Raw genomic sequence first — 25,513 nt, 5'->3', positions numbered from 1 at the left:
AATGCCAGTTGAAAATGAAAATAAGCAGAAATTTGTACAAGGAATAAATAAAAAGGCTGAGCCAACAGATACCAATAAGAAAATCGTCTATGATACGAAAAATTTAAACTTATGGTATGGCGAAGATCAAGCCTTGAGGGAAATCAATCTTCAAATTGCCGAAAATGAAGTAACGGCTATTATTGGTCCTTCAGGGTGTGGAAAATCGACATACCTCAAAACCTTGAACAGAATGGTTGAATTAATACCGATTGTTCGTACAGCTGGTGAAATTTTGTACCGTGGAAAGAATATTTTTGACAAATCCTATCCAGTTGAAGCATTAAGAACGAATGTGGGAATGGTGTTTCAGAAACCGAATCCTTTTCCAAAATCAATCTACGATAATATTGCATATGGTCCACGAATTCATGGGATTCGTAATAAGAAAATATTAGATGAAATTGTAGAAAAAAGTCTGCGAGGAGCAGCGATTTGGGATGAAGTCAAAGACCGTTTGAAAGAAAATGCCTATGGGATGTCCGGTGGTCAGCAACAGCGTCTTTGTATTGCAAGATGTTTGGCTATTGAACCTGATGTCATTTTAATGGATGAACCAACCTCAGCACTTGACCCTATCTCTACTTTAAAAGTGGAGGATTTGATTCAAGAATTGAAAAAGAATTACAGCATCATCATCGTAACTCATAATATGCAGCAAGCGGCAAGAATCTCTGAAAAAACAGCGTTTTTCTTAAGTGGAGAAGTGATCGAATATACAAATACAAGCAAAATGTTTTCAAATCCGGATAAAAAGGAAACAGAAGATTATATCACGGGTCGTTTTGGTTAAAAAAGGGGGGACTTACAATGACAGTACGAGCGACGTTTCAAGCCGAATTAAACGAGTTAAAAGAAATGATCATCCAATTAGGGAATCAAGCACAAGAAGCAGTTGGACAAGCCATCGAGGCCTTAAAAAATCAGGATGTAGATAAAGCGTTAAAAATTATTGAAAATGACACACAGCTAAATTTAATGGAAGAAGAAATTAATGATAAAGCTATTTTGTTAATTGCACAGCAAGCACCAGTAGCTATTGACCTTCGAAGGGTCATTGTTGCGATTAAAATTTCATCAGACCTTGAAAGAATAGGCGATTTAGCCGTAAATATTGCGAAGTCAGTCATTCGAATTGGAACCCAACAATTGATTAAACCAATTGAAGATATACCACGTGTTGCAGAGGTAGCCAATAAAATGGTGGCAGATTCTCTTAGAGCCTATAGCGAGGAAGATGTTGAACTCGCAAAGAATGTAGCTAAGGTTGATGATGAAGTAGATGAAGCCTATGGAAAACTAATTAAGGAATTATTAGGGCTAATGACACAAAAGCCAGAATATATTTCACAGATCACACAACTATCTTTCATTTGTAGAAATATAGAAAGAGTGGCAGACCACTCAACGAACATTTCAGAAAGCATCCTATATTTAATAAAAGGGAAGAGATACGACTTAAACCAATAATGAAATACAACTCGAGGAGGTATCACAATGAAAGACAAGAAGTCCGAAGCTGAAACAGCGAATATAAAGATTAACCAAATACTAAACGGTGAGGAAGATCAAGATGCCTTTGATACCGACTCTCTAATCAATAATAATAACACGGCACTTGTCGTGAAAAATATGGAACCAGATGATGAATAAATTCAAAAAAATGCTTGGCTGTCAAGCATTTTTTATTTTTAAGTATTTGTAAGTAAGTGGAAAAGTAGCGTGTTTATATGTTTAAATGGTATTAATAATGGAACGATGGGAAGGATTCGTTTGGTAAAAAGGTATTTGATTCTTACATTGTTAATAAGCCTTGGATTTGCGACAATCGCATTGGCGATAACAGAACGTAAAGAAGAACCTGTGAAAGCAGGGGAATCTTTGATTATTGCCCATCGAGGAGCGAATGATCGGTTTAATGAACATACATTAACGGCTTATAAAATTGCTTCTCAGGACGGGATAGATTATTTAGAAATTGATCTGCGTATGACAAAGGATGGCGAACTTGTAGCCATCCATGATGATACCATCGATCGAACGACGAATGGGAAAGGGAAAGTTTCTGATTTTACATTAGAAGAGCTGAAGAAGTTCAAAACAGTATCGACTTTTGAAAATAAAGTGGTATCAGAGGAAATTCCAAGCTTACGAGAGATTTTTGATGAGTTTTCTGGCACGGAGAATTTTTATATCGAAACAAGACTTGTGAATAACCAGTTAGCTATGGAGGAAAAAGTCATTGCTCTCTTAGATGAATATCATTTACTTGATGAAAAAAGAGTCATCCTTCAATCCTTTTCTACAAAAAGTCTAGAAAAGCTTAGTACGTTAGCACCGGATCTTCCACTGACCTTTTTATTTAAAAAAGGGAAATTTGATTTAAATAAGGCTATTGAAACCGACTATCCCATTATTGGTATAGAATCAAGTGATGTAACAAACCGCATTGTAAAGAAATTACACGATAATGGAAAAAAAGTACATGTTTATTTTACGAATAAGAAAACACAAAAAAGCGAACAAACTCGGTTGAAAGACCTCCAAATAGATGGTTATTTCACCGATTACATCCTTTATACAAAGGAATTATAATGGGACACAGGGACAGGTACATCTTCCCATTTGGGAAAATGTACGTCCCAAGGAGAGGACTATGAAAACTACGATTACAACAATTGATAAAGAAAAAGCCTGGGAGGTCCGGCATAAAGTCATGTGGCCTGATAAGGACTTTGACTACATAAAATTAGAAGATGATGATATCGGGATTCATTATGGTCTTTTTGAGGAGGACAAGCTGATTTCGGTAATCTCCCTTTTTATAAATCATGATGAGGCTCAGTTTCGTAAGTTTGCAACACTCCAACATGAACAAAGTAAGGGATACGGTAGTCTATTATTAGACTTTGTGATAAATGAGGCAAAGAATCAAGGCTTGAACAGAATATGGTGTAACGCAAGAGAGAATAAGATGGATTTTTATAAAAAATTTGGTTTGAAAGAAACCAACCATCGTTTTACAAAAGGTGGTAAATACTATGTCATAATGGAGAAGGTTATCGAATGTTAGGAGGGAAGTAGATTGCTAGTGAGAGAGATTACACCCGTGGACGCTGAAAGTTTTCTTAAGTTAACTCAACAGGTGGAAAATACCTCAGAATTTATGCTTTGGGAAGCGGGAGAAAGAAAAGTGAGTCCCGACCAGCAACGAAAAATGATTGAAAAAATTAGATCAGATGAGAACTCGACAATTTTTGTAGCTGAGAAAGACGACAAGTTGATTGGCTTCTTAATGGCTATTGGCGGCAATGCTAGAAGAAACAAACATTCAGTCTACATCGTGATTGGAATCTTGAAGGATTCAAGAGGTAATGGAGTAGGTACAAAATTATTTAAAGAATTGGACAGATGGGCGTTAACTCATCAGATCCATCGCTTAGAATTGACCGTTGTGACTCAAAACACAGCAGGCTTATCCCTATATAAAAAAATGGGATTTGAAATCGAGGGTACAAAACGACATTCCCTATTAATCGGTGGTGTCTTTGTTGATGAATTCTATATGGCAAAGATATTATGAATTGTAAAGTGTGAACATCCAAGCAGGATTCACACTTTTTTTGTTGAATAACACATAAAAAAGAAAAGGTCCTAAAAGGAAGCGATACTTATGAAAAACATCTATATTATCAGGCATTGCGAAGCGGAGGGGCAGGAACCGGAAGCACCTTTAACCAATAATGGTCTAACTCAAGCTGCTGATGTAGCCGCCTTTTTTGAACAGAGAAAAGTCGATCGAATTATTTCAAGTCCCTTTAAACGTGCCATTCAAACGATTCAGCCACTCGCAAATGAAGTAAATATCGAGATTGAAACAAATCAGCAACTAGCTGAACGAGTGTTAAGTTCAATAAAAATGGCAGATTGGTTTGAGAAATTAAGAGCAACATTTGAAGATTTTGACCTTGCATATGAAGGTGGAGAATCTAGCCGAGAAGCTGCAACCCGAATTCTAGGCGTTGTGGACGATGTTTTAAAAAGTGATGCTGAAAATACCATTTTAGTCACGCATGGCGGCTTAATGTCATTGCTATTAAAGCATTACAATAAAAACTTCGGATTTGAACAATGGAGAACACTGAGCAACCCTGATATTTACATTTTAAAACAAAATCAACATATTTCCCTTGAACGGGTTTGGAGGAGTTGAAAAGGATAATCTCTAAAGCTGAATTACATAAATATAGAATAACCCTTAATGAAAGGAGAACAATCCATGAAAACACTAGGAATTTCGCTTTTAGCCACAATTGCATTATTTTTTATGAGTGTTTTTATCGTAAGTCCTATTATGTCCAATATAGGCTATTCTTCTGTTGAATCATCGTATCATTTACAAACGCATGCATTATTAGTAACGCTAATCTTTACTGTTATTTTATGTACAATTTTAGGTTCAAGATATGTTGTAGAAGAACTTAAAAAAGGGAAAGAGTAATCATTTTTTTAATGAAAAAAATGGTAAAAAAACTGAAACTTCTGCTAATATTCCACGTAAATGTATAAAGAAGGGAGTGGGGTCCTTGAAAAGATACTTGATCGTCGTTTTATTAGTGGTAGTTGTAGAATTATGCTTACTTTTCGGAATTTCATTGTTTTTTGATACAAACCTTGCTAACACCATGTTCCTTGGCTCCTCCATTTTCGCCATTTTTGCCTTTTTGATGAGTTCCACAGGGGATGTTTTATCGAAAAGTGGTCAAATGGCCGTTTTTGATGCGCTTTTAGGGAACTACAAAACACAACACGAGAAAATGACATTAAGAATCAGTCCTTTTTTAGTTGGCTCGATTCTTTGTTTTGGAATGTATTTTGTTTTATATTATTCAGGTTTTCTAACGTAATGGAGAATTGAAATGAGAAAAACAATTTTTTTAACGATTGTATTTTTGTTGGTAACTTCAGCCTTTGCTACCGCTCTTAGTTGGGCCTATATCTTCGTTGTTCATGATGGGAAAGTATATGAGGTTAAAGAAGAAATGCTACTCGACCAATCTGAAGTAGGAAAAATGATTGGGAAAGTGGAAACAAAAGCGGATGAATATACCGGTGACTATTACGGAAATGCATCCAATTACTATGAGATTGGCATAGGTTATTTTAAAATTGAAGATATTCCCATTAATGAAGCTATTGCCGTGGAAACGGAAGAAGGTCACTATGTAAAAGCAGTCTATGTCCATGATGCAGCCTTTAGTTTTAAGAACGTACTGATGAGATTGAATTTTTGGGCAGTTTTTGGGGTTGGTATTGTGCTATTGGTTGGGATAACTGTGTTACGCTCAAAGCAAAGACGATTCTTAGATGGAGTTGAATGGATTTGGCAGAAAAAAAACAACACGTATTACCAAGAAAACTACTCGCAGCATCCCTCACAGGTGCGCTATTTGCAATCCTCCTAGGCTTATTCGTTCCGAGTCCATTCGGGAGTGATATCAACTCCATAAAAGAATACTTGTGGAGCTTTACAACATCAGTGCCCTTCTACCTCATGTATAGCTTTCCAGTCATCTTCGTTTACGGAACAGTAACATCCATTATAAGCGACTTCCTATCGGAACTCATTGCGAAAAATTGGGTGAAACGGACGGAGCCATATATGTCCTTCATTTTTCATTTATTATTCGGTTCCATCCTTCAATGGGTTAGTCTGGGCGCAGCTATTCTGTATTTTATGATAGATCGTATTTTACGAAAAAAGAAGGTTCGTTATAAATGGAGTCAAGCTTTCATGAGCTTTGGCATTCCGTTACTAGTATGGATCTTTTTCATGGGTATTATTTGGATTATGGATTTTTTTAAAGATGGTGCTGATTATATTGTCTACTGATGATTATACGAATATGTAAGTAAAGATAAGTGTAAACGAGGCATCTTGGTAATTGCATCCTTTTTAAAATAAAAGGATAGCTCTTTTATTAAGGGAAATTCTAATATTAATGCGGTTTGAATGATATTCTTAGTTACGTTAGGAGCGAAATAGATGGATACAATATGGCTAGAATACGCCTGGGCATTGTTGATTTTAATTGGCTTGGAAGGATTGTTATCGGCTGATAATGCCCTCGTACTTGCAGTTATAGCCAGACATTTACCAGAGGATGAAAAAAAGAAAGCCATAAATTATGGAATCCTAATGGCCTTTGCTTTCCGCTTTGTAGCCCTATTTGCTATATCATTTATCGCAAATGTGTGGCAAATACAGGCGATTGGGGCACTTTATCTCCTATACCTAGGGTTAAAGCATGTCATTCAGGCAAAGTTTGGAAAAGACAATAAGAACGTTCATAAAGACGATGAAAAGGAAGCTGCTGGTAAAGGTTTTTGGCCTACCGTTGGGAAGATTGCATTAGCTGACCTTGCTTTTGCCATAGATTCGATTTTAGCAGCAGTCGCACTTGCCCTTGGTTTACCAGATTCACCACTTGGCGATTTTGGTGGTATGGATGGAGGACAATTTATTGTTGTCGTTCTTGGAGGCATTGCCGGATTGATCCTAATCAAGTTTGCAGCCACATGGTTTGTACAGCTTCTTGAAAAACGTCCTGCACTTGAAACCACCGCTTATGCCATTGTAGCCTGGGTCGGTGTCAAACTTGCTGTCATTACCCTAGCACATAGGGATATTGGGATTTTAGATCACGACTTTCCTCATAGTACTATTTGGACCATTATCTTCTATGGAGTATTAGTCGCCATTGCTCTAATCGGTTGGTTTGCACCAAGTAATAAGAAACATCTAAAAGATAAAGCTTCATAAAGATATCGATGCAGCAGGTACTTTTCTTCATGGAGGAAAAGTACCTGTTTTTTCTAGGCTAGTTAGACCTATTCATAACACAAAAGTTTTCCAGACGGCTAAGAATAAATTCCCCAGTCTGCTTTGTTGAACTTTTAAAAAGCTTATCAATTGCATTCATCACAGGACGATGATATTTAGTTTCAAACTCTTGCTCCACTAGCGTGTGTCCACCTTGTTGGTGTAAGTAATACGAAAAAGTCATAATATAAGTCCTTGATTCAAGCTCGAACGAAAAGAGCGAGGGTCGGCTGACTTCCTTATTTCTCCCCTGTAACACAACATGTTCATTACCTTCCTCGGCGGTTAGTTGAAAGGTAGCCCCTGTTTTCAACTCGTCCTTTGGGTTAGAATAACGAATAAAAGTCACGTTTGGAAACCATTTTTCACGTAAACTAGCCTTTGCAATACTTTCAAATACATCTGTAATGGCTACTTCGATAACAATAGATTGTTTCATTTTAAATGACCTCGAATGGTATGATAGATTAAACATAGCAGAAAAGGTGATGCTTGTGGAGAGAATTTTTGGTCTTGAGCCTATTGTTGGTGAGGACCCAAGAATACTAATCCTTGGCTCAATGCCAAGTGTCGAATCACTAAGGAAACAAGAGTACTACGGAAACAAACGAAATCATTTTTGGAAAATCATGTTCATGCTTTTTGAGAGTCCTGAGCTGAGAGAGTACAAAGATAAGATTGCCTTTTTAAAAGAGCAAAAAATTGCACTTTGGGACGTGTTATATAGCTGCTATCGTGAAGGCAGTTTGGATTCCAATATCAAAGATGAGGAACCGAACGAGATTGAGGCATTTGTAAAAAATCACCCGAATTTACGCTTAATCGTTTGTAACGGCACAAAATCATATAAAAGTTATCAAAAATATATTGGTCTTAATCGCTTACGCGGAGTTGAGGTAATTAAGCTTCCGTCTACGAGCCCTGTTCCTGGCAAATACAATAAAACTCTTGAAGGCAAGCTCCAAGAGTGGAAAATAATCAAAGACTATCTATAACACTTTTTCAATGTCTTTCTCTATTTTAGCTGGCTCGGTTTGTGGGGCATAGCGTTCCACAACCTGCCCGTTACGATCCACTAAAAATTTAGTGAAGTTCCATTTAATCGCTTTCGACAATACTCCTTTTTGTTCTTCTTTTAAAAATTGAAACAGTGGATCTGCATTCTCACCATTTACATCAACTTTTGCAAACATCGGGAATGACACGCCATAATTCATCTCACAAAAAGAGGTCGTTTCCTCGATTTTTTCGAATTCCTGATTACCAAACTGAGCACACGGAAACCCAAGAACAACTAAGCCATCCTTTTGGTATTTTTCAAATAGCTCCTGCAATCCTTTAAATTGCGGCGTAAATCCACACTTACTTGCTGTATTGACGATTAAAAGTGGTTTTCCTCCATATTCTTTAAGCGACTTCAATTCCCCATTCACCGTTTTTACTTTAAAATCATACACACTTGCCAATTTTCCCACTCCCTTATGTACGAATTACCACAATCGTAAAGGAAGTTTGTTTGAGATTCAAGTTTGGACTTCTTTTTATACCGAATTTCTTGTAAGATTCAGGAGAGAGGAAATCTTTTGAAAACGAGGGCATCTACATGAAGCAGTTATTAAAAAAATGGAAGTTCCCCGCATTACTTTTAACTGGGGTGGGATTATCCTCTTTGGGGGATTTCATATATCTCGTAGCTATTAATCTATTAGTTTTAAAAATGACGGGATCGGCTGCGGCAGTTGCAGCCCTATGGGTAGTCGGACCCATCACATCAATCCTTGTAAATGGATGGTCAGGGAGCATCATTGACCGCTCGAATAAACGGAAAATCATGATCATTACAGATATTATCCGAGCAATTGGGGTTGCCATCATCCCACTTCTTCCAAGTATTTGGATGATCTATGCATTGCTATTTATTATCAGTGTTGCAAAATCCTTTTTTATTCCAACATCAACAACCTATATAACAGCCCTGATTCCAAAAGAACAGCGAAAGACCTTTAATTCGATTAGAAGCTTGGTCTCTTCTGGTGCCTTTATAACAGGTCCTGCCATCGCGGGTATGCTTTTTATGATTGGTAGTCTTGAACTTGCCATTTACAGTAATGCAATTTCCTTTGTTATTTCAGCAATCCTCATCGCATGTTTACCAAATATCGATAGTAGCGAAAAGCATACAACGGAAAAGCTTCAATTCAAAAATTTACTAGAAGATTGGCGAGTGGTCATCCACTTTGGAAAAAAAGCGGCGTTTGTAATGACGATATATTCAAGCTTTATCATATTTGATATCTTTACAATGGCGATGGATTCCCAGGAGGTTGTTTTTACACAAAGGGTGATTGGTCTAACTGAGGTGGAGTATAGCTTTCTTATGAGTGTGACAGGGATTGGCTATGCGGCAGGAGGCCTATTGGTTATTTTTATTTCAAGACTTCTATCGATTCGCGCTCTGATTGGAACGGGACTCTTTATGCTTGCGGCAGGCTATTTAATTTACTCCCTGTCGACCTCCTTTGCAATGGCGGCGACTGGCTTTATCATATTAGGCTTCTTTTTTGCGTTTTCAAATACAGGCTTTAACACCTTCTATCAAAACAATGTACCTGTGGAGATTATGGGGCGTGTCACAAGTATCGTAAGTGTGCTGCAAAGTGCAGTGTCCGTCGTTTTTCTATTATTTATTGGAATCATGGGAGATTTACTGCCATTGAGATACACGATTGTTACCTTATCTGTAATTAGCATGATACTAGCTGTTTGCGTAATTATTCTCGTATCACAGCAAAATAAAAAAGTATATTTTACAGAGGACAAGGTAGAAGTAGGAGTGAGTTAAAATCTGCGACCAAAAGCCGCAGCCCTCACTCCTTCACAATTTCAATCTCTCTTGCCTTCGCCTGTGCGGGCGCAGATTCTGCGATTGCGCCATCAACCACAATCTTTACCTTTTGACCTACTTCAAGCTTTGAAACAACCGACTGATCGACGAAACGAATACTGAAAAAAGTACTTGAAAGGTAGTATTCATCATGAATTTCCTGTTCTGTTTTTGTTTCAAATTCCTCTTCTGTAATTTTTTCGTTTATTAAAATTCTCTCTCCAACCTCAAGAACATAACCAGTTACAGTCATTTCGGCAACATCACCATTTTGACCACTCGTACCACAACCAACAAGTAAAAAAATGAAAAGAAAAATAATCCGCTTCATACCGTCACCTCATCCTATTTGGCGAAAGTTGAGGTCAAAAGGTTACGAATTAAAAATAGTGCGTGAAATTTTGTGCATTTATGGTAGAATATTCAAAAAGAAAAGAGGAAGCCTTATGAAATTTGTACATATCTTTGGACCTCAAGCGGTTGGGAAAATGACGGTTGGGCAGGAACTAGCGAAAATAACAGATTTAAAGCTTTTTCATAATCACATGACAATCGATTTAGTAAGCCATTTTTTCGACTACAGTACAAAAGAAGGGAAACGATTAGTCAAATTGTTCCGTCAGGAGATTTTTGAAGAAGTTTCAAAAAGTGATTTGTACGGCATGATTTTCACGTATGTCTGGATGTTTAACCTCGAATCAGATTGGGAGTATGTGAAGGGGCTTTCTGAGTTGTTTGAATCCAGAGGTGCCACAGTATATTATGTTGAACTTGAAGCTGACTTAGAAGAGAGGCTTGAAAGAAATAAAACGCCAAATCGACTGGAACACAAACCAAAAAAACGCGACATTGAATGGTCTGAAAATGACATAAAACAAACGATGGAGAAGCATCGCTTGAATTCATATGAAGGTGAAATCACCTTTGAAAACTACCTGAGAATAGACAACACAAACCTAAGCGCTGAAGAAGTTGCGAGAATGATTAAGGAAAAGTTTCAATTATAAAAAACAACGCTTGGAATTCTCACTCCAAGCGTTAGTTATGCCCGTTCTGTACCTCATCACGAAGCAAATCAAATTTTCTCTCTAATTCATGTGTAAAATGTTCACGTGCCTGTTTCGCATCCATATCTGGTGATGCAATAAACATAGGATCACCGAAAATAAGCTTTGCCTTTTTAAACTTCAATAATTCTTTAACTGTATTTGGTCCAATATAAGCAGCAGGAACAACAGGAACCTTGCTTCGTTGCGCGATCGTAATAGCCCCCTGCTTTAAGGCAGTTTGCTCATTCGTACGTGTTCCGCTTGGGAACATTCCTACAATCTCTCCCTTTGAGAGCAAGCGAGATGGAATTTTTAAGACGCTTGGACCTGGGTTGTTACGGTCAACCGGGAATGCGTTCAGCTTTGATAAAAAATTACCAATCAGCTTGTTTGTGAATAATTCCTTTTTGGCCATGTAATGAATTTGGCGTGGCAACAATGAAACACCCAGCCACAAAATATCGATATACCCTGTATGTGTACAAGCAATCACATAGGCGCCGTCCTTTGGTAGCTTCTCTCTGTTATAAACCTTAATGCCACCTGTTACGGTAAGAATGCCTTTAACAATAGATGCAATGAAATGATACACTTTGACTTACCCCTTCTGAATGACTTTTAATCTAGTAAAATTATAGCATGAAATAACAACGAATAAAGTGAGGAAACACATGAAAAAAATCATGGTTATTGGAATTTCAGCTGGTGTTGGAAAATCAACGTTTGCTCAAAAGTTAGGTGAAAAAACTGGAATTGGTGTATACCACTTAGACCGCTATTTTTGGAAACCAGGCTGGGTAGAAGCATCACATGAGGAATTTAAAACAGCCCAAGAGGAAATTCTCACAAAAGAAAGCTGGATTATTGACGGAAATTATAGCAAAACCTTCGAAATGCGCGCAAAACAAGCTGACACTATCATCTATCTTGAACTTCCTAGATATCAGTGTCTTTACCGAGTGTTCAAACGCTATTTTAAGCATATCGGAAAAAAGCGGCCAGACCTTGGCTGTACCGAAAAAATAGATTGGAAGTTTATCAAATTTATCTGGACGACCTACAAGCCAAGAATACATAAAATGCAGGAACGCCTTAACCGATTATCCCAAGATAAAACAGTAATTATCCTGAGGGGGAAAAAAGAGATTAATGACTTTGTAAATAATAACTGGGAGGATGTAAGATGAACAAAGCAGCCGAACAATATTGGAATGAATTCTGGGAAGGAAAAGAAAAGCCGGAATCAGTAAGTGCATGGCAGTTTGGGGATGACCCTGACTACCTTGCACAATTAGTAATTGATGGAATTAAAACAGCTACCTGTTCTGGATATGTTTTTTATGAAATTGAAAACGCACCCCTTCCAAAGGTGGGCGATTATAGCATTCTATTAAATAGCAGGGATGAACCGGTGGCGATTATTAAAACGGTTGAGGTAACGATTCAATCAATGAATGAAGTCCCTGAGGAGTTCGCAATTGCTGAAGGTGAAGGAGATCGAACCTACCAGTATTGGAAAGACGTGCATGTTACGTTTTTCACGGAAGAACTACGGAAAATTGATCGTGAATTTTCAGAGGATATGTTACTTGTCTGTGAGCGTTTCGCGTTAATTGATGTGAAATAAAAAACACCCAATTGGGTGCTTAGATTATTTTTGTTTCATCCTTTGGAGCGTCTAGCTTCATTTTTTCAAGCTCGACACGCATTTTCTCTGTTTCAAGCAAGTAATTCTCATGCTTTAATTTTTCTAACTCCAATTCATCCTGAATGATTCTTTGTTTGTATTTTGATTGTGTTTGAAAATGGCTCGTAATAATCGCAACCAGTGGAATTGAAAACACCATGACAACCGCAACTAGACCCGTCATTGAATAACCTCCTGACCAATATAATCCCGTTTCTAGATATATATTTCATTATACCAAATATACGGAAAAATAAGCAGTTTGGTTTCAAATTGTGTAACCTTTTTATGAAAGTTTCGTCAATTTAGTAAAAGCGCACAATTGGAGGACATAGGATGAAAAAATGGATGTTTGTCTTTTTAATAGGAATTTCGATTATTCTATCAGGTTGTGGAGGTAATACGTCAAGTAAACTTACAGGAAGCAAACCACCTGAAACGAACATTCAAATCGGAAATGAAACCTTTCCAACGACACTCGGCACCTATTGCTGGAGCAGTATGTTTAAAGGTGTATGTGTGGACACAGCAGGACCTGAAGCGCTTTTAGAAGGTAAAGAGCCAATTGCCGTGCAGCCGGGTGAAGAAGTTGCTTTCGCAATGGATTATGAACCACTGCCCAATGAGATCCATGTAGCTTATTACCAGGGTGACAAGGAAACGGAAGTGAAAGTAGAAAATCATCGTTTTACAGCACCTAAAGAAAAAGGCGTGTATTACTATTCCTATGGAGTTTGGTGGATGGATGAAAACGAAGAAAATGTATCAAATGGTGACGCATTTTATGCCTTTGCGCTAGAGGTAAAATAGGGGGACGTTATGAAAATAAGAAAAGCCGTTTTATCTGATGCAAGGGGTATTGCCCAAGTGCATGTTGATAGCTGGAGAACGACCTATTCTGGAATTGTTCCCGATGTATATCTTGAGAAATTATCTTATGAATCTAGGGAAAAGGCGTGGAAAAGCAGAATTCCGAATGGACATGTTTTTGTAGCAGAAAATGAACAAGGAGAAATAGTTGGGTTTGCATGTGGCGGAAAAGAGCGTAGTGAAAACTATGAAAATTTTCAGGGTGAGCTCTACGCTATCTATGTTTTTCAAGAATATCAAGGACAAGGTCTGGGTAAAAAGTTAGTAACTCCTGTTGTTCAGCAGCTTTTGGACAAGGATATCAACACAATGCTAGTATTAGTATTGGAAGAAAATAAATCATGCCTATTTTACGAAACACTTGGAGCTCGCAAACTAGATGTCGTTGAAGTTGAAATCGGTGGAAAAAATTTAAAAGAAGCTGTATACGGATGGGACAATCTAAAAGCAAGCTTTAACACGATATTCTAAAACCAGGAGGCGCAACATGCTAGCAACTCTAACAAAAAATGAACCAAATTACATAGCCACATTCAATCGTCATTACCTTCATTCAATTGATGAGGTTTGGGCAATGCTAACTGACAATGACAAACTACCAACGTGGTTTCCAGAATTAAAAGTGGATGATCTTCGAAAAGGCGGTCGTATCCTTTTTGATATGGGAAATGGAACCTTTGAGGAAATGACGATCACTGACTTTCATGACCAATCTGTATTGGAATTCACTTGGGCAGATGACAGCGTCCGCTTTGAGCTCACTTCAGAGCCAGAAGGATGTAAGTTGTTCTTGATTGAAACAATTACAAAGCTCACCGATCATACACCAAGAGACTTAGCGGGATGGCATGTATGTCTGGATGTCATAGGAATGTTACTAGACGGAAAACAGGTAGAAAACCGAAAACAAATGTGGGAACCATTATACGAAAAATACGTCCAAGCCATCAACGATTTAACCAAATAACCTAAGCAAAGCCTATCCTAATAATGGATGTGGCTTCTTTTTTTGCTGGAAAAGAATTGAAGGAATATGAAAGTATTTCTCGAATTTAATACATAACAAATCCTCACGCGAAATGGAGAGAGTGCCGATGATATTTGTTTTTCTCGCCATAATAGTAGTCGCCGTAAGTTTGTCTATTTTTAAAGCTGTTCGAAAGAAACAAATGCCTAGTAATGAATACACACCGTTCGATGACGTAACGATGGGGAGAACGGAAGATAAAGAATAGGAGGGCTTATGAAATGAAACAAACACTCCAACGTGTCGGAACAACCTATCTACCAGTTACAAATGTTCAGCGTTCAGCGACTTGGTACACAGAAAGCCTTGGAGCAAAGCTAAATTATATGGACGAGGATAAAGCAATCCTTGACATAGCCGATCAAAGTTTTTTCCTCGTTGCAGCAAAGGAAGGGCAAACCTCAAACTTCATTGATGCTAAAGGCCATAATCGATTTTCAGTAACCTTTGAGGTTGATGGTGTACAAGCTTTAGAGAACTTACATAAAGAATTCAAAGAACGTCATATCACGGTTGGGGAAATTGAAGACCGTGGTCATGCCGGACAAAATTTTGTATTCGAGGATCCGGATGGTAACCTATTTGACGTCTGGAGCGAACTTAGTCCCATTTTTTTAAAAAGGAGGAATAAAAATGCAAGCATTACTAGTGATTGATGTCCAAAACGGAATTGTCAATTTTAAAGATTTTAGCGAAGAACTTACCAAAATTCAACACATCATTCAAGATTTTAAAGCGAAAAAGCTACCTGTGATCATGGTTAGGCATTTTGACAAAAATGAAGAGAACCCTCTTCACAGAAATTCAAGCGGTTCGGAGATTCATGAATCAGTGAGAGATTTTGCAGATTATATAGTTGAAAAAGAGACACCGAGTGCATTTTTTCAGACGAATCTTGCATCCATACTAGAGGAATTAGGGGTTAAACATATTTTTATAACCGGTTTTGAAACCGAATTCTGCTGTATGTTTACTGCAATTTCGGGATATGATCGAGGGTACAAAGTAACCTTTATTGAGGATGCTACTGGGACAACGAATACCGAAGATACATATGAGATGAAGGGACTCGATATTAAGGATTTTGTGGGAACCGTCCTTAACTGGTCAGAAACAACAGAGGTTCTTTATTACGACGAATATAAGGAGACATATCAGAAATGAAGCAAGCTATAGAGCTTAGAATAGAGGGCCGCCTCAAAGAATCGAACGAAAGACTGCTGAGGTTAGTGAAGGAGAATCCCGATGATCCCCAACTAAACTATCAAGTTGCTTGGAGTTTTGATGTGTTAGGGTTGGAATCAGAAGCTGTCCCTTTTTATGAAAAGGCAATCGGACTAGGTCTACAGGACGAAGATCTGGAAGGTGCCTTATTAGGTTTAGGCAGCACCTACCGAACCCTCGGAGAATATGAAAAATCAGAGGCAACTCTGTTAAAAGGGATAACACTATTTCCAAATAACCACGCGATGAAGGCTTTTTATGCGATGTCCCTTTACAATCTTGGGAGACATCAAGATGCAATGGAACTCCTTTTAAAAAGTTTGGCTGGAACTTCGAGTGATGCGTCCATCCAACGGTACAAGCGCGCCATCGAATTTTATGCGGATAAACTGGATGAAGTTTGGAACTAAAAAAACCCTCCTGCTCGGAGGGTTATACTTCTATAATAAACGGTAGAATCATCGGTTTGCGTTTTGTTTGTGCAAATAAATATTGTCCTACTGCCTTTTTAATCTCCTTTTTCATGGCATTCCACTGGTATTTGTTTTCATTTTGCAAATTAAGAATCGCTTTTTTTACGAGGCGATTTGTCTCTCGGAGAAGCTCTTCGGAATCCCGATTGAACACAAAACCGCGCGTAATCGTATCGGGTCCAGAGATGATTTTCTGATCTCTTTTACTTAGAGTGACCACAATGACGACCATCCCATCCTCAGAAAGTTGCTTACGGTCACGCAGAATAATATCGCCAACATCGCCAACACCAATCCCATCCACATACGTATCACCGGACGGAATTTTCCGAGTTTGGCGTGCCTCGGAATGACTCACATCAACCACATCGCCATTTTGAATGATAAAGACATTTTCGGGCTCCACTCCAACAGATACTGCAAGAGATTTGTGTTGGTGAAGCATACGGTATTCCCCGTGGATAGGGATAAAGTATTTTGGTTTCATTAAAGTTAACATCAGCTTAAGATCCTCCTGAAAGCCATGACCGGAAACATGCATTCCAGTCAAGCTTCCTCCATATAAAACAACTGCCCCAAGCTGGAATAAATTATCGATGATGCGAGACACATTTTTTTCATTACCAGGAATCGGACCTGCCGCTAAAATAACAGTATCTTCCGGGAGAATGTGCACATCGCGATAGCTGCCATTTGAGAGACGAGCAAGCGCGGCCATCGGTTCCCCCTGACTTCCTGTACATAAAATACAAACCTTCTCAGGTGCGAGACTTTCCACTTCTTGAGCATCAATCAGCATACCATCAGGAATATGGAGATAGCCACGCTCAACCGCCACATCCACTACATTCACCATACTTCTTCCGAGCAGGGCGAGCTTGCGGTTTGTTTTCATCGCAGCAGCGACAACTTGTTGAACCCGGCTGATATTTGAAGCAAATGTTGAGACAAATACCTTTCTTTTCGCTTTCATAATGGCTTCTTCAATGACGTCCCCAACCTTCGACTCAGTCGGTGTTGATCCTGGGCGCTCCGCATTCGTACTTTCGGATAATAAAACAAGCACACCCTCACGCCCGATTTCAGCCATCCGATGAATATCTGAGTGCTGGTCATTCACTGGCGTTAAATCAAATTTAAAATCTCCCGTATGTACAACCTTGCCTTCAGGGGTATCAAACACAATCCCGAGGCAATCCGGAATACTATGATTCACTTTGAAAAAGGAAACCTCTGTTTTGCCAAATTCTAGCTTAGATTCAGCATCAATCGGAATTAGTTTGGTATCTGCAAGAAGACGATGTTCAGTTAGCTTCAATTCAATTAACCCAAGCGTAAACCGAGTCGCATATATCGGCACATTGAGCTTTTTTAGAAAATAAGGAATCCCGCCAATATGGTCCTCATGCCCATGCGTAATCAGCATCCCACGAATTTTCTCCCGATTTTCCTCCAAATATGTCAGGTCTGGAATAATCAAATCAATTCCAAGCAAGCTCTCGTCCGGAAACTTTCCCCCGCAATCAATCACTAAAATATCATCATCGTTCTGCACCACATACATATTTTTCCCAATCTCATTAATCCCACCAAGTGCAAAAATGGACAATCCATTCTCCATCACTCACGCCTCCTAGTTCTTACATCGTGTCCTTAGTTTTACCAGAGGTCGGTGGAATTATTTATAGGGTGTTCCAGAAAAAGGAATGATGAACTGAAATTGAAGAACAAAATATGTGCCCTGAAATCGGCTAAAAACAGTAAAATCCAAATAAAAACAGTGTTTGTTGATTAAAAACAGTAAAGTTCAAATAAAAATAGTATTTTCAAATTATCGACAGTAAACGACTGACTTCAACAAATCTTATTCGTCATTTAAGTTAATTGAAGGATTTTTAGGAATTTGTGTAGAAAAAAACTTATAGATCAAATAAAAGGAGCATGCAAATGAATAAAAAAGAACTAGAATTACCTTTTAGATTAAGAAAATTAGAAGCATTGATTGGAAGACTATCGGAATCACACCCAAAATATCAAGAAATTATCGATGAATTTGGTAGGAGAATGGCTGGTTACAAAGGTGAATTATCTATACAGTACTATTTGACCTTTTTAAAAGAAAAAAACTACCTAATCTTCCATAACCTTCGTCTTCCAGATATCTCCGGAGAGCATTTTTTTGAAATAGACATACTTCTCATTAATCCCACATTCCAATTAATAATCGACGCCAAACATTATCGCGGAGAACTATATTTTGACGGTAAGTTTGACCAATTAATTCAAAGCTACAAAGATACTAGAAAATCGTATAACTGCCCTATTACTCAAATCAACAGACACCACCTACAGCTTAACAGACTCCTTGAATCCTTTAAATTTCCTTCCATACCGATTGAAACCCTTGTAATTTTCACAAATCCTAACGCTATTATTGATGCCAGCAAAGACTTTAAATACTATAACAAAGTAATTAAAAGCCCGAGTTTTCTTGAAAAGATTGAGTTATTTGAGAAGCGGAATCGGAAAGAGTATCTCGATAAAAAGGAACTTCATAAATTGTCAAAACTACTGTTAAAGAAACATACACCATATGATGCTAACATATTGGAACATTATAAGATTTCTAAGGATGAATTAATTACAGGTGTGCGATGTGAAAAGTGTAGGAGCATTCCAATGATTCGAACCCAAAGAAAATGGCATTGCACATCATGTCATTTTTCTGCCAAAACAGCATATTTTGATGCGATTATAGATTACTATCTTCTAATTGGTAATACCATTACCAACCGAGAATTACGTAAATTTTTAAATTTGGACTCGATAACGGCATCAAAAAACATACTCTTATCCTTAAATTTAGAATATGAGGGCAATTTTCGGGATAGAGTGTATAAGTTGCCTGATAAACCGTGGCAAGTCTTCTAAGTTTTTTCTATGAATATTAATTATCTTCACTTTACTGTTTTTAATTTTTAACTACTGTTTTAAAAGAGGTTTACTGTTTTTAATTTAATTTTACTGTTTATAATTAACAAATACTGTTTTTAGCAAAACCAAAAAGCAGGATTCCCCACCCAACGTCTCGAATGAATCATTAATGTCAATCCTACTACTACCAAGGAGGTCAACCAAATATGTACGAATTAAAAACAAAAGAAAACGATGCGAGTGTTATTGAATTTATTGAAAAAGTCGAGAATCCGAAAAAGAAGGAAGATGCTTATAAGCTATTAGACATTTTTACAGAAACGTCTGGGTATCCGGCCAAAATGTGGGGTCCAAGCATCATTGGGTTTGGTTCCTACCACTACAAATATGCGACCGGCCATGAGGGCGATGCACCGCTTGTTGGCTTTTCACCACGCAAAGCAAAAATTAGTTTGTATTTTGCAACTGGCGATACAAAGCGACAAGAGTTGCTCGGAAAATTTGGCAAACACACATCAGGAAAGGCGTGTGTCTACATCAATAAAATTGCGGATATCGATGTAGAAGTGCTCAAAGAGCTCATTACCCAATCGATAAAATTCTTACAAGAGACATACCCATCCGAATAAGCAAAACTAATACCAATACATAAAATTAATCAAATTTAGTTATCCCCTGAAATGGAGTACGATGAAGGTAACTTACAAAATAGGGGGAATGAACATGACCTTTACAATTAAAGCGCTTGACCATATCCAGCTTGCTGCACCAAAAGGGAGTGAAGGCGAAGAGCGGCACTTTTATTCAGCCATTTTAGGCTTCCAAGAAATCGAAAAGCCCGATACCCTGCGGAAAAACGGGGGCGTTTGGTTTGCATACGGTTCGGTACAAATTCACATCGGTATTGATGACCCATTCGTACCCGCCAAAAAGGCACATCCAGCTTTTGAAATCCAGAACCTTGAAGCCTTAAAACTACACCTGCAAAACAACAAAGTGAACACAATTGATGACAACAATCTCCCAGGTGCCAATCGCTTTTATGCACATGATCCGTTCGGCAATCGTTTGGAGTTTTTAGAATGGAAATAGGGGTGATTGAGGGTAAACATCATGGTTATCGTAGGCCCTTGAGGCACGTAAAATAACCTCAGCAACTCGTTCAATCTATAAATGCATGAACCTCAAGCTGATTGCCCACAATATGGCTAATGCAGAAAAATGCCAATGTTGGAGGTGATCAGTTTGCCAAAGGATACAAAAGAAGAAAGTATTGAAGTTTTTTCAAATAAGGCACTTCGTGGAAAACCGTATCTTGATATCGATCGTACCATTAGTGAAGGTGTTTCGGCTTATGCTGAGAAAGAAACGAATACAAAGGAAGTATAGAGGCTTGAGCCTCTTTTTTCTTTGCTTAAAAAAATAGCCCCTGATGTAAACAACATTAATTAGTGGATTATAATTTATCTATTTGGAGTGTGTAAATTTATGGTAAAATTCTAATATAAAAGGAGTGACTGCCGTGAAACGAAAATGTATAGGAATTATTACTATTTTACTAGTTTTATATCCCGCTGTGGCGTTTGGACATCCAGGAAATACAGATAGTAACGGCGGTCATACGTGTAAAACAAACTGCGCAGAATGGGGCTTATATTACGGAGAGTATCATTACCATGATGATAATTATTACGATGCACAAGCTGAATATGACGAAGGTTACGACAAAGGTTACGAAATTGCATATAGATATACATCAGAATGCACAGAAGAATACGAATGGTGGTGGGAAGGTACGCAAGACTATGGGGATGGGTTTGAAGATGGTATAGTGGATGGTCATGCGGATGGTTTAAATTACTGCTTAGATATTAGTTATGAAGCTGGCTTTGGGGAAGGAGAATATGATTCAAAACACGGAATAGACTACGATGAAGACAATAGTTATGAATACTCATACGATTTTAATTCTTATGTCGAAGGATATGCCGATGGCTTTGATGAAACGATTTATGAAGAAGTAGTGGATTCTAAAAAAGAGGAAGGAACCGCAAGGGCAAAAGTTGAACAAGAGTCAGTCACATCAACGGTATTAACAAAAGATGATAACGATTTCCCATACCAAGTCATTGTGTTTTTCGGTTTAGTAGTCGGCGTCGGAATCGTCAGTTCGTTATATGATAAATATAAATATAAAAGGGGATGAAAAAAATGACTAGTATGCTGCGTCCAGATTTTGTTGACAGCCCGTTCTTCGTAGCAGCACGCCATTGTGCGACAAAATTTTTCATCTCGGGGGTTTGATGTCAGCGCAGGGAATTGTCAATCTGCGTCGAATAATTATTATAAATACTTCTATTTCGAGGGGATGGCGAATCATATGAGTTTAATTGGTGACATTAAATCGATAGCCGAAGTAGTTCAGAAGGCAGATAATATAGAACTTTACGGAAAGATCCTAAATCTTCAAGCAGAAGCGATGGATATGACGCAGAAGTTGAATGAACTTAAAGAAGAAAATAAAGCGCTCAAAGAAAAGCTTGAAACTAAGGGCAAGCTGACATTCAAGAATCAAATGTATTTTCTCGACGAGGATAGCGAACCTTTCTGCTCAAGCTGCTGGGACGTGAAAAGCAAGCTGGTTAGATTGCACGGAGACGGCGAAAGCTGGTTCCAGTGTCCATCATGTAAAACGGTCGTAAATAATACCGAATATAATACATCATCATCGGGCTACAGCGATTTTTTCGGGTGATGACTGGTGCAGTTGTACGGAAAAGCATTCCGATGGCTGCACTTTTTTATTGTGAATTTTTATCTGAAAAAGTTTTACAGTGAAATAGTCAAAAATAGGTCATTATCACGCAATAGTAGGCGATAATCGTGGGAAGAATCCCGCTTCATGGGGGCGATATAATGGATATTTTACTATTTACAGCTGAAGAAGTCCGACTGACAAAAAACGGAATAAGCTAAGGCTATTTAAGTAAGCTGGAACGTGCGTATCTCCAATTTCGATGACTGTCATTCAACGCATTTATTCCGCTTTCCATTACACTGTGGAAAATCATCGGCAAGTATTTCATCGATGAAGCTACGAAAATACGGGGCAAATATTGATTTGGTGGAACACGCGCAAGAATAGACGGACGAGGTGGCTGGTAGAAGATAGGCAGCCGTTTATCAGTTATTTTTACCATTTCGCGTCTACACGAAATCTACGTTTCATACGTTCTCACGTTCTTTATCTCCTGGAATTAGTGCTACCGAATGAAGTAAAAACGCCGTAAAGTGTCCTACATGCACAAAAATCACGTCCTACAGACTAATAAAAAACGCTGTGTTTGCGGTTATTATTCTTTTAAAGATGAGATGCAAAGAAGGAATCTGAAGTTTAATAAACATCACGAAGCTCCATTGTACTCTTCAAAATACACCTCAAGATTATCTACATAAAGAATACAATCTCGGCCTCTTGCATTGAAATCATAATATTATACATGAATTTAAAAAATCCCTATCTCTATTGAGGTAAGGATTTTATTTTTCACTTTATAAATACTTTAGACTTTTAACATTTGTGTATTTTCTATGAAATATCATTAAGTTAAACTTAAATAGTCTGAAAATTTAATTCTATAAAAAGGATTTTCTGTAAAATTGTCGAATTATTAATCTAGAATTAATAAGGGGGGATTTTTTATGACTGCAGAAATTGGGGTACTAAATAAATCTGGAGTTGCCTTGGCTGCTGATAGTGCTGTTACAATCGGAAATGGCAGGAAGATTTATAACTCAGCTAATAAACTATTTGCACTTTCTAAATTTCATCCTGTTGGAATCATGATTTACGGAACAGCAGACTTTATGGGAGTGCCCTGGGAAACAATAATTAAGGTTTATAGACATAAACTTTCCGATAAGCACTATTCTAATTTGGAAAGGTATGCAACCGATTTTGTGGACTTCTTGACTAATAATCCTTTTAAAGAGCTTTCTTCCACCAGTGAACAGGATAGCTACCTACAGTTTTTATTTGATGTGAAAATTGAAAGTATAAGGGATAGAATAATAAATTTAGCAAAAGAAATTGTCAATGGTAACGAAGAAATTACTCCAGATGATCTAGAAAAATATTTTAGTGTGATAACCGAGGAAGAAATCATTGAGGAATTTGAATATTACAATCAACTTGAATATATTCAAGAATTCTCCGATGATGATTTTAACATTTTGGTACAAAATTACTCACAAACAATTTATCAATTGATTGAAGAAAAATTCGAAAATATACCTGTAGACCAAAGCTTGTTTGAAAAAATACTTGGAATATGCATCTATTATGTACTTAAAGAATTCACTTCAGATCAAACAGGATTAGTAATAGCTGGTTTTGGTGAAGATGAGATTTACCCAACATTAATTTCATATGTCATAGAAGGAAAAATAAATAATAAACTAAAAGTAGAGATAAGTAATAAAGCGGAGATAGGAGAAAGTGGTTCAGCTGCTGCAATTATTCCATTTGCACAAAGTGATATGGTACATACCTTTATTAGTGGAATAGACCCTGATATTGAAAGGCTATCAAACGAATATTTGGGAAATATTTTTAAATCTCTTCCTCAAGAATTATTAAACTTTATTAAAGAAAACACCACTTTAGAAAACGAAAATTATAATGAACTAGTTGAGTCCTTTGAAGAAGTGAGTAATAATTTATTTGAAGAATATAGGAATGCAATTGATAATTATCGGAATGAGCATTATATAAATCCCATAATAGGAATAGTAAGGAATCTTCCTAAGGACGAACTTGCTGAAATGGCCGAAGCACTTGTAAATCTTACCTCTTTTAAACGGAGAGTTTCTTCAAGTCTGGAGACGGTTGGAGGTCCAGTTGACGTTGCTGTTATCACAAAAGGTGATGGTTTTATTTGGATTAAGAGAAAACATTACTTTAGTTCTGAATTAAATCAACAATTTTTTCAAAAATATTTGAGAGGTGAAAGACATGTCGCAACTCATATTGAAGAATAGGTTAGAAAAAGAATATTTACCTAGACTAAGTGAAAAAAGACAGAATGAAATGATAGCTAGGAAACCTGAAGAATTAGCAAAAGTACTTGCATCAAAAACTCTGAATAAAGTGATTGGCAATATTAGGAAATAATTACTAACCCCTGCTCATTTCGAGTAGGGGTTTTTAAAACGGCAAATCATCCTTCTGAGGAATTCTCATTATCTGTCTAGTCAATTCAGTAATATCCTTATTTCTTTCATAAAGAACGTTCTTTATTATTGTTTCCCTGTATCCTGTTTTTTTGATTATTTCCTGTATGTACTGATAGGCTACAATAGCCATAGCTAATTCAGGATTATCTTTATTCTCTTTGATTGACCTCAAAAGCACCGCCACTCCTGGTGTGGTTTCCATCTATGTTTAGAAATACATCTATTTTAATAATATCCCCAATTTAATCCTATGTAGTTCCTCAAAATTTTCCACAATCCTTAACTCATGTTTAAGTGAAAGGATTATCGCTTTATTTGTTGAAGTTATTGTACTACCATGAAAGAACGTAAATAACTTTCATTTTCTGTGGTGAAGCTCTGCTTCATGGATGGCTAACGGGGCAGGTTAATTAAACAAAGAATTAGGAGTTAACAATGAACATTTTTGATCATTTAGATGGGTTTCAAGCTGATTTACGAAGTAAAGGACTTGAAGAACTTGAAGAAAAGTATTACAATCTATGTTCAAAACTAGCTGGGATAGGATTTACAGATGAAATTAGAAAAGTAGACTTACAGAGCTATGAAAATAAATTGACAGATTTGCTTCAAGAATCAATACAATTAGCACATAAACAGAAGGCTAAAGCTATTTACTTTGAATACGATCTGGATAACAACTGGGATAGTGCATTCTTTATCTGTGGGGATTATAGTCCGTTAGAAGATGAAGACGATGATTGGGCAAGTGATTGGTATGGGAATGTAGAAGGTCCAGCTCTTGAAAAGTTTAGTGAAATACACAATATAAACGGATTTGATAAAAATGAGATAGCAATAGGAACAACAGTTTACTTAATAGCTAGGACTGTACTTTCTTTTGCAAGAGCTTATAATAATGTCCCTACAGAAGATTCACTTGCAATCTGTATTGCATTCCACGACCAAGACCTAATTATTAGGATAAAAGAATAACATAAGTGCTTCTTCCACTAAAGGGGAAGGATAGAGTAAGAGGTATGATCTATAGTGAAACCTAACCCTTTCCTATATTTTTAGTTATTTATTAGTAACGGGTGCTTTCGTATTATAAGGTTAACCAGTTTTTACTGGTTGACCTTTTTTTAATAGATTCTATTATAGCAGTAGCCAGGGTAGGACGTACGGGTGCGTGGGGCATTGATCCCGTCAACTAAACTGTCCGCCCC

The 25,513-nt window shown here is 37.4% G+C and carries 38 protein-coding genes and 1 pseudogene; 32 read left to right on the top strand and 7 right to left on the bottom strand.

From position 1 onward, the window contains the following. The first annotated feature begins 1 nt into the window (after window position 1). The 12 genes from pstB to DZB84_RS14910 all read left to right on the top strand — a co-directional run bounded on the left by pstB (window position 2) and on the right by DZB84_RS14910 (window position 6,862). Window positions 2-832, top strand: a complete 831-nt coding sequence (gene pstB / locus DZB84_RS14960) for a phosphate ABC transporter ATP-binding protein PstB (RefSeq protein WP_116353083.1) — start codon at window positions 2-4, stop codon at window positions 830-832. A gap of 17 nt (window positions 833-849) precedes the next feature. Continuing rightward, a complete protein-coding gene (gene phoU, locus DZB84_RS14955; RefSeq protein ID WP_116353082.1) occupies window positions 850-1,509 on the top strand; it encodes a phosphate signaling complex protein PhoU in 660 nt (219 codons plus the stop codon). A 27-nt stretch (window positions 1,510-1,536) separates the two neighbouring features. Continuing rightward, entirely contained in the window at window positions 1,537-1,692 is a 156-nt protein-coding gene (locus DZB84_RS24965; protein WP_189655263.1) for a hypothetical protein, read from the top strand. Between the two features lie 120 nt (window positions 1,693-1,812). Next, window positions 1,813-2,634, top strand: a complete 822-nt coding sequence (locus tag DZB84_RS14950; RefSeq protein WP_189655262.1) for a glycerophosphodiester phosphodiesterase — start codon at window positions 1,813-1,815, stop codon at window positions 2,632-2,634. A 61-nt stretch (window positions 2,635-2,695) separates the two neighbouring features. Then, on the top strand, window positions 2,696-3,112 hold the full coding sequence (locus DZB84_RS14945; RefSeq protein WP_116353080.1) for a GNAT family N-acetyltransferase: 417 nt from the start codon (window positions 2,696-2,698) through the stop codon (window positions 3,110-3,112). Between the two features lie 12 nt (window positions 3,113-3,124). After that, the gene (locus DZB84_RS14940; RefSeq protein WP_116353079.1) at window positions 3,125-3,622 is read left to right on the top strand and encodes a GNAT family N-acetyltransferase; all 498 of its coding nucleotides are present in this window, start codon (window positions 3,125-3,127) and stop codon (window positions 3,620-3,622) included. Between the two features lie 90 nt (window positions 3,623-3,712). Beyond that, the gene (locus DZB84_RS14935) at window positions 3,713-4,252 is read left to right on the top strand and encodes a histidine phosphatase family protein (RefSeq protein WP_116353078.1); all 540 of its coding nucleotides are present in this window, start codon (window positions 3,713-3,715) and stop codon (window positions 4,250-4,252) included. 66 nt (window positions 4,253-4,318) lie between these two features. Then, window positions 4,319-4,540, top strand: a complete 222-nt coding sequence (locus DZB84_RS14930) for a hypothetical protein (protein ID WP_116353077.1) — start codon at window positions 4,319-4,321, stop codon at window positions 4,538-4,540. An 85-nt stretch (window positions 4,541-4,625) separates the two neighbouring features. After that, on the top strand, window positions 4,626-4,946 hold the full coding sequence (locus DZB84_RS14925) for a hypothetical protein (RefSeq protein ID WP_116353076.1): 321 nt from the start codon (window positions 4,626-4,628) through the stop codon (window positions 4,944-4,946). Window positions 4,947-4,958: 12 nt separating this feature from the next. Next, window positions 4,959-5,504, top strand: coding sequence for a hypothetical protein (locus DZB84_RS14920; RefSeq protein ID WP_116353075.1), 546 nt, complete (start codon window positions 4,959-4,961; stop codon window positions 5,502-5,504). Next, a complete protein-coding gene (locus DZB84_RS14915; RefSeq protein ID WP_116353074.1) occupies window positions 5,417-5,932 on the top strand; it encodes a hypothetical protein in 516 nt (171 codons plus the stop codon). Before DZB84_RS14920 ends, DZB84_RS14915 begins: the two co-directional genes overlap by 88 nt. Window positions 5,933-6,085: 153 nt before the next feature. Further along, window positions 6,086-6,862: a TerC family protein gene (locus DZB84_RS14910; protein ID WP_116353073.1), complete on the top strand. Its 777-nt coding sequence runs from the start codon at window positions 6,086-6,088 to the stop codon at window positions 6,860-6,862. Between the two features lie 58 nt (window positions 6,863-6,920). Here the strand turns inward: DZB84_RS14910 and DZB84_RS14905 are convergent, their stop codons facing one another. After that, window positions 6,921-7,361 (bottom strand): SRPBCC family protein, encoded by a 441-nt coding sequence (locus tag DZB84_RS14905; protein WP_116353072.1) that lies wholly within the window; start codon window positions 7,359-7,361, stop codon window positions 6,921-6,923. A gap of 49 nt (window positions 7,362-7,410) precedes the next feature. On the opposite strand from DZB84_RS14905, the gene DZB84_RS14900 reads away from it, so the two are divergent. Beyond that, a complete protein-coding gene (locus tag DZB84_RS14900; protein ID WP_116353071.1) occupies window positions 7,411-7,917 on the top strand; it encodes a DNA-deoxyinosine glycosylase in 507 nt (168 codons plus the stop codon). Here DZB84_RS14900 and DZB84_RS14895 read toward each other — a convergent pair. After that, window positions 7,912-8,388, bottom strand: coding sequence for a glutathione peroxidase (locus DZB84_RS14895; protein ID WP_116353070.1), 477 nt, complete (start codon window positions 8,386-8,388; stop codon window positions 7,912-7,914). The two genes, DZB84_RS14900 and DZB84_RS14895, sit on opposite strands and share 6 nt — an antisense overlap. Before the next feature lie 137 nt (window positions 8,389-8,525). Here DZB84_RS14895 and DZB84_RS14890 point away from each other — a divergent pair, with 137 nt between their 5' ends. Then, window positions 8,526-9,764, top strand: coding sequence for an MFS transporter (locus DZB84_RS14890; RefSeq protein ID WP_116353069.1), 1,239 nt, complete (start codon window positions 8,526-8,528; stop codon window positions 9,762-9,764). A 25-nt stretch (window positions 9,765-9,789) separates the two neighbouring features. On the opposite strand, the gene DZB84_RS14885 is transcribed toward DZB84_RS14890, so the two are convergent. Next, window positions 9,790-10,137: a DUF3221 domain-containing protein gene (locus DZB84_RS14885; protein WP_116353068.1), complete on the bottom strand. Its 348-nt coding sequence runs from the start codon at window positions 10,135-10,137 to the stop codon at window positions 9,790-9,792. 115 nt (window positions 10,138-10,252) lie between these two features. On the opposite strand from DZB84_RS14885, the gene DZB84_RS14880 reads away from it, so the two are divergent. Next, the gene (locus tag DZB84_RS14880) at window positions 10,253-10,813 is read left to right on the top strand and encodes an AAA family ATPase (protein WP_116353067.1); all 561 of its coding nucleotides are present in this window, start codon (window positions 10,253-10,255) and stop codon (window positions 10,811-10,813) included. Window positions 10,814-10,844: 31 nt separating this feature from the next. Here DZB84_RS14880 and DZB84_RS14875 read toward each other — a convergent pair whose 3' ends face one another. Next, entirely contained in the window at window positions 10,845-11,447 is a 603-nt protein-coding gene (locus DZB84_RS14875; RefSeq protein ID WP_116353066.1) for a lysophospholipid acyltransferase family protein, read from the bottom strand. Window positions 11,448-11,526: 79 nt separating this feature from the next. Here DZB84_RS14875 and DZB84_RS14870 point away from each other — a divergent pair, with 79 nt between their 5' ends. Both DZB84_RS14870 and DZB84_RS14865 read left to right on the top strand, forming a co-directional pair. After that, entirely contained in the window at window positions 11,527-12,042 is a 516-nt protein-coding gene (locus DZB84_RS14870; protein ID WP_116353065.1) for a P-loop NTPase family protein, read from the top strand. Beyond that, window positions 12,039-12,482 (top strand): ASCH domain-containing protein, encoded by a 444-nt coding sequence (locus tag DZB84_RS14865; protein WP_116353064.1) that lies wholly within the window; start codon window positions 12,039-12,041, stop codon window positions 12,480-12,482. The genes DZB84_RS14870 and DZB84_RS14865 overlap by 4 nt, the downstream gene beginning before the upstream one ends. Window positions 12,483-12,501: 19 nt before the next feature. On the opposite strand, the gene DZB84_RS14860 is transcribed toward DZB84_RS14865, so the two are convergent. Next, entirely contained in the window at window positions 12,502-12,726 is a 225-nt protein-coding gene (locus DZB84_RS14860; protein ID WP_116353063.1) for a hypothetical protein, read from the bottom strand. Window positions 12,727-12,878: 152 nt separating this feature from the next. On the opposite strand from DZB84_RS14860, the gene DZB84_RS14855 reads away from it, so the two are divergent. The 7 genes from DZB84_RS14855 to DZB84_RS14830 all read left to right on the top strand — a co-directional run bounded on the left by DZB84_RS14855 (window position 12,879) and on the right by DZB84_RS14830 (window position 16,073). Continuing rightward, window positions 12,879-13,352, top strand: a complete 474-nt coding sequence (locus DZB84_RS14855; protein WP_116353062.1) for a hypothetical protein — start codon at window positions 12,879-12,881, stop codon at window positions 13,350-13,352. 9 nt (window positions 13,353-13,361) lie between these two features. Next, the gene (locus DZB84_RS14850; RefSeq protein WP_116353061.1) at window positions 13,362-13,883 is read left to right on the top strand and encodes a GNAT family N-acetyltransferase; all 522 of its coding nucleotides are present in this window, start codon (window positions 13,362-13,364) and stop codon (window positions 13,881-13,883) included. 16 nt (window positions 13,884-13,899) lie between these two features. Next, window positions 13,900-14,379 (top strand): SRPBCC family protein, encoded by a 480-nt coding sequence (locus DZB84_RS14845; protein WP_116353060.1) that lies wholly within the window; start codon window positions 13,900-13,902, stop codon window positions 14,377-14,379. A 127-nt stretch (window positions 14,380-14,506) separates the two neighbouring features. Further along, the gene (locus tag DZB84_RS24960) at window positions 14,507-14,647 is read left to right on the top strand and encodes a hypothetical protein (RefSeq protein WP_189655261.1); all 141 of its coding nucleotides are present in this window, start codon (window positions 14,507-14,509) and stop codon (window positions 14,645-14,647) included. A 13-nt stretch (window positions 14,648-14,660) separates the two neighbouring features. Beyond that, complete coding sequence (locus DZB84_RS14840) at window positions 14,661-15,095, top strand: VOC family protein (RefSeq protein WP_116353059.1); 435 nt, start codon at window positions 14,661-14,663, stop codon at window positions 15,093-15,095. Next, window positions 15,073-15,603, top strand: a complete 531-nt coding sequence (locus tag DZB84_RS14835; protein WP_116353058.1) for a cysteine hydrolase family protein — start codon at window positions 15,073-15,075, stop codon at window positions 15,601-15,603. The genes DZB84_RS14840 and DZB84_RS14835 overlap by 23 nt, the downstream gene beginning before the upstream one ends. Next, window positions 15,600-16,073 (top strand): tetratricopeptide repeat protein, encoded by a 474-nt coding sequence (locus tag DZB84_RS14830; RefSeq protein WP_116353057.1) that lies wholly within the window; start codon window positions 15,600-15,602, stop codon window positions 16,071-16,073. The genes DZB84_RS14835 and DZB84_RS14830 overlap by 4 nt, the downstream gene beginning before the upstream one ends. A 22-nt stretch (window positions 16,074-16,095) precedes the next feature. Here the strand turns inward: DZB84_RS14830 and DZB84_RS14825 are convergent, their stop codons facing one another. Next, entirely contained in the window at window positions 16,096-17,757 is a 1,662-nt protein-coding gene (locus DZB84_RS14825; RefSeq protein WP_189655260.1) for a ribonuclease J, read from the bottom strand. Window positions 17,758-18,083: 326 nt separating this feature from the next. On the opposite strand from DZB84_RS14825, the gene DZB84_RS14820 reads away from it, so the two are divergent. The 7 genes and pseudogenes from DZB84_RS14820 to DZB84_RS14795 all read left to right on the top strand — a co-directional run bounded on the left by DZB84_RS14820 (window position 18,084) and on the right by DZB84_RS14795 (window position 24,110). Then, on the top strand, window positions 18,084-19,067 hold the full coding sequence (locus DZB84_RS14820) for a nuclease-related domain-containing protein (RefSeq protein ID WP_189655259.1): 984 nt from the start codon (window positions 18,084-18,086) through the stop codon (window positions 19,065-19,067). A 209-nt stretch (window positions 19,068-19,276) separates the two neighbouring features. Beyond that, on the top strand, window positions 19,277-19,699 hold the full coding sequence (locus DZB84_RS14815) for a DUF1801 domain-containing protein (protein WP_116353054.1): 423 nt from the start codon (window positions 19,277-19,279) through the stop codon (window positions 19,697-19,699). 94 nt (window positions 19,700-19,793) lie between these two features. After that, entirely contained in the window at window positions 19,794-20,162 is a 369-nt protein-coding gene (locus DZB84_RS14810; protein ID WP_116353053.1) for a VOC family protein, read from the top strand. Window positions 20,163-20,315: 153 nt separating this feature from the next. Beyond that, window positions 20,316-20,459, top strand: a complete 144-nt coding sequence (locus DZB84_RS24955) for a hypothetical protein (protein WP_189655258.1) — start codon at window positions 20,316-20,318, stop codon at window positions 20,457-20,459. Between the two features lie 133 nt (window positions 20,460-20,592). Then, window positions 20,593-20,751 (top strand): annotated as a pseudogene (locus tag DZB84_RS25300) (YHYH domain-containing protein); the annotation flags it as partial. A gap of 699 nt (window positions 20,752-21,450) precedes the next feature. Then, window positions 21,451-21,825 carry a hypothetical protein gene (locus tag DZB84_RS14800; protein ID WP_116353051.1) on the top strand — a complete coding sequence of 125 codons (375 nt, stop codon included), beginning with the start codon at window positions 21,451-21,453 and terminating at the stop codon, window positions 21,823-21,825. Between the two features lie 947 nt (window positions 21,826-22,772). Then, window positions 22,773-24,110 carry a hypothetical protein gene (locus tag DZB84_RS14795; RefSeq protein WP_116353050.1) on the top strand — a complete coding sequence of 446 codons (1,338 nt, stop codon included), beginning with the start codon at window positions 22,773-22,775 and terminating at the stop codon, window positions 24,108-24,110. 166 nt (window positions 24,111-24,276) lie between these two features. On the opposite strand, the gene DZB84_RS14790 is transcribed toward DZB84_RS14795, so the two are convergent. Further along, window positions 24,277-24,477: a hypothetical protein gene (locus DZB84_RS14790; RefSeq protein ID WP_116353049.1), complete on the bottom strand. Its 201-nt coding sequence runs from the start codon at window positions 24,475-24,477 to the stop codon at window positions 24,277-24,279. A 263-nt stretch (window positions 24,478-24,740) separates the two neighbouring features. Here DZB84_RS14790 and DZB84_RS14785 point away from each other — a divergent pair, with 263 nt between their 5' ends. Further along, the gene (locus DZB84_RS14785; protein WP_116353048.1) at window positions 24,741-25,280 is read left to right on the top strand and encodes a hypothetical protein; all 540 of its coding nucleotides are present in this window, start codon (window positions 24,741-24,743) and stop codon (window positions 25,278-25,280) included. Window positions 25,281-25,513: the final 233 nt, after the last annotated feature.

The organism is Bacillus sp. HNG, from assembly GCF_003400205.1.
Classification (GTDB): domain Bacteria; phylum Bacillota; class Bacilli; order Bacillales; family Bacillaceae_L; genus Ferdinandcohnia.
Note: the sequence above shows the minus strand (reverse complement) of the source record. Positions and strands in the feature narration are given on the sequence as shown.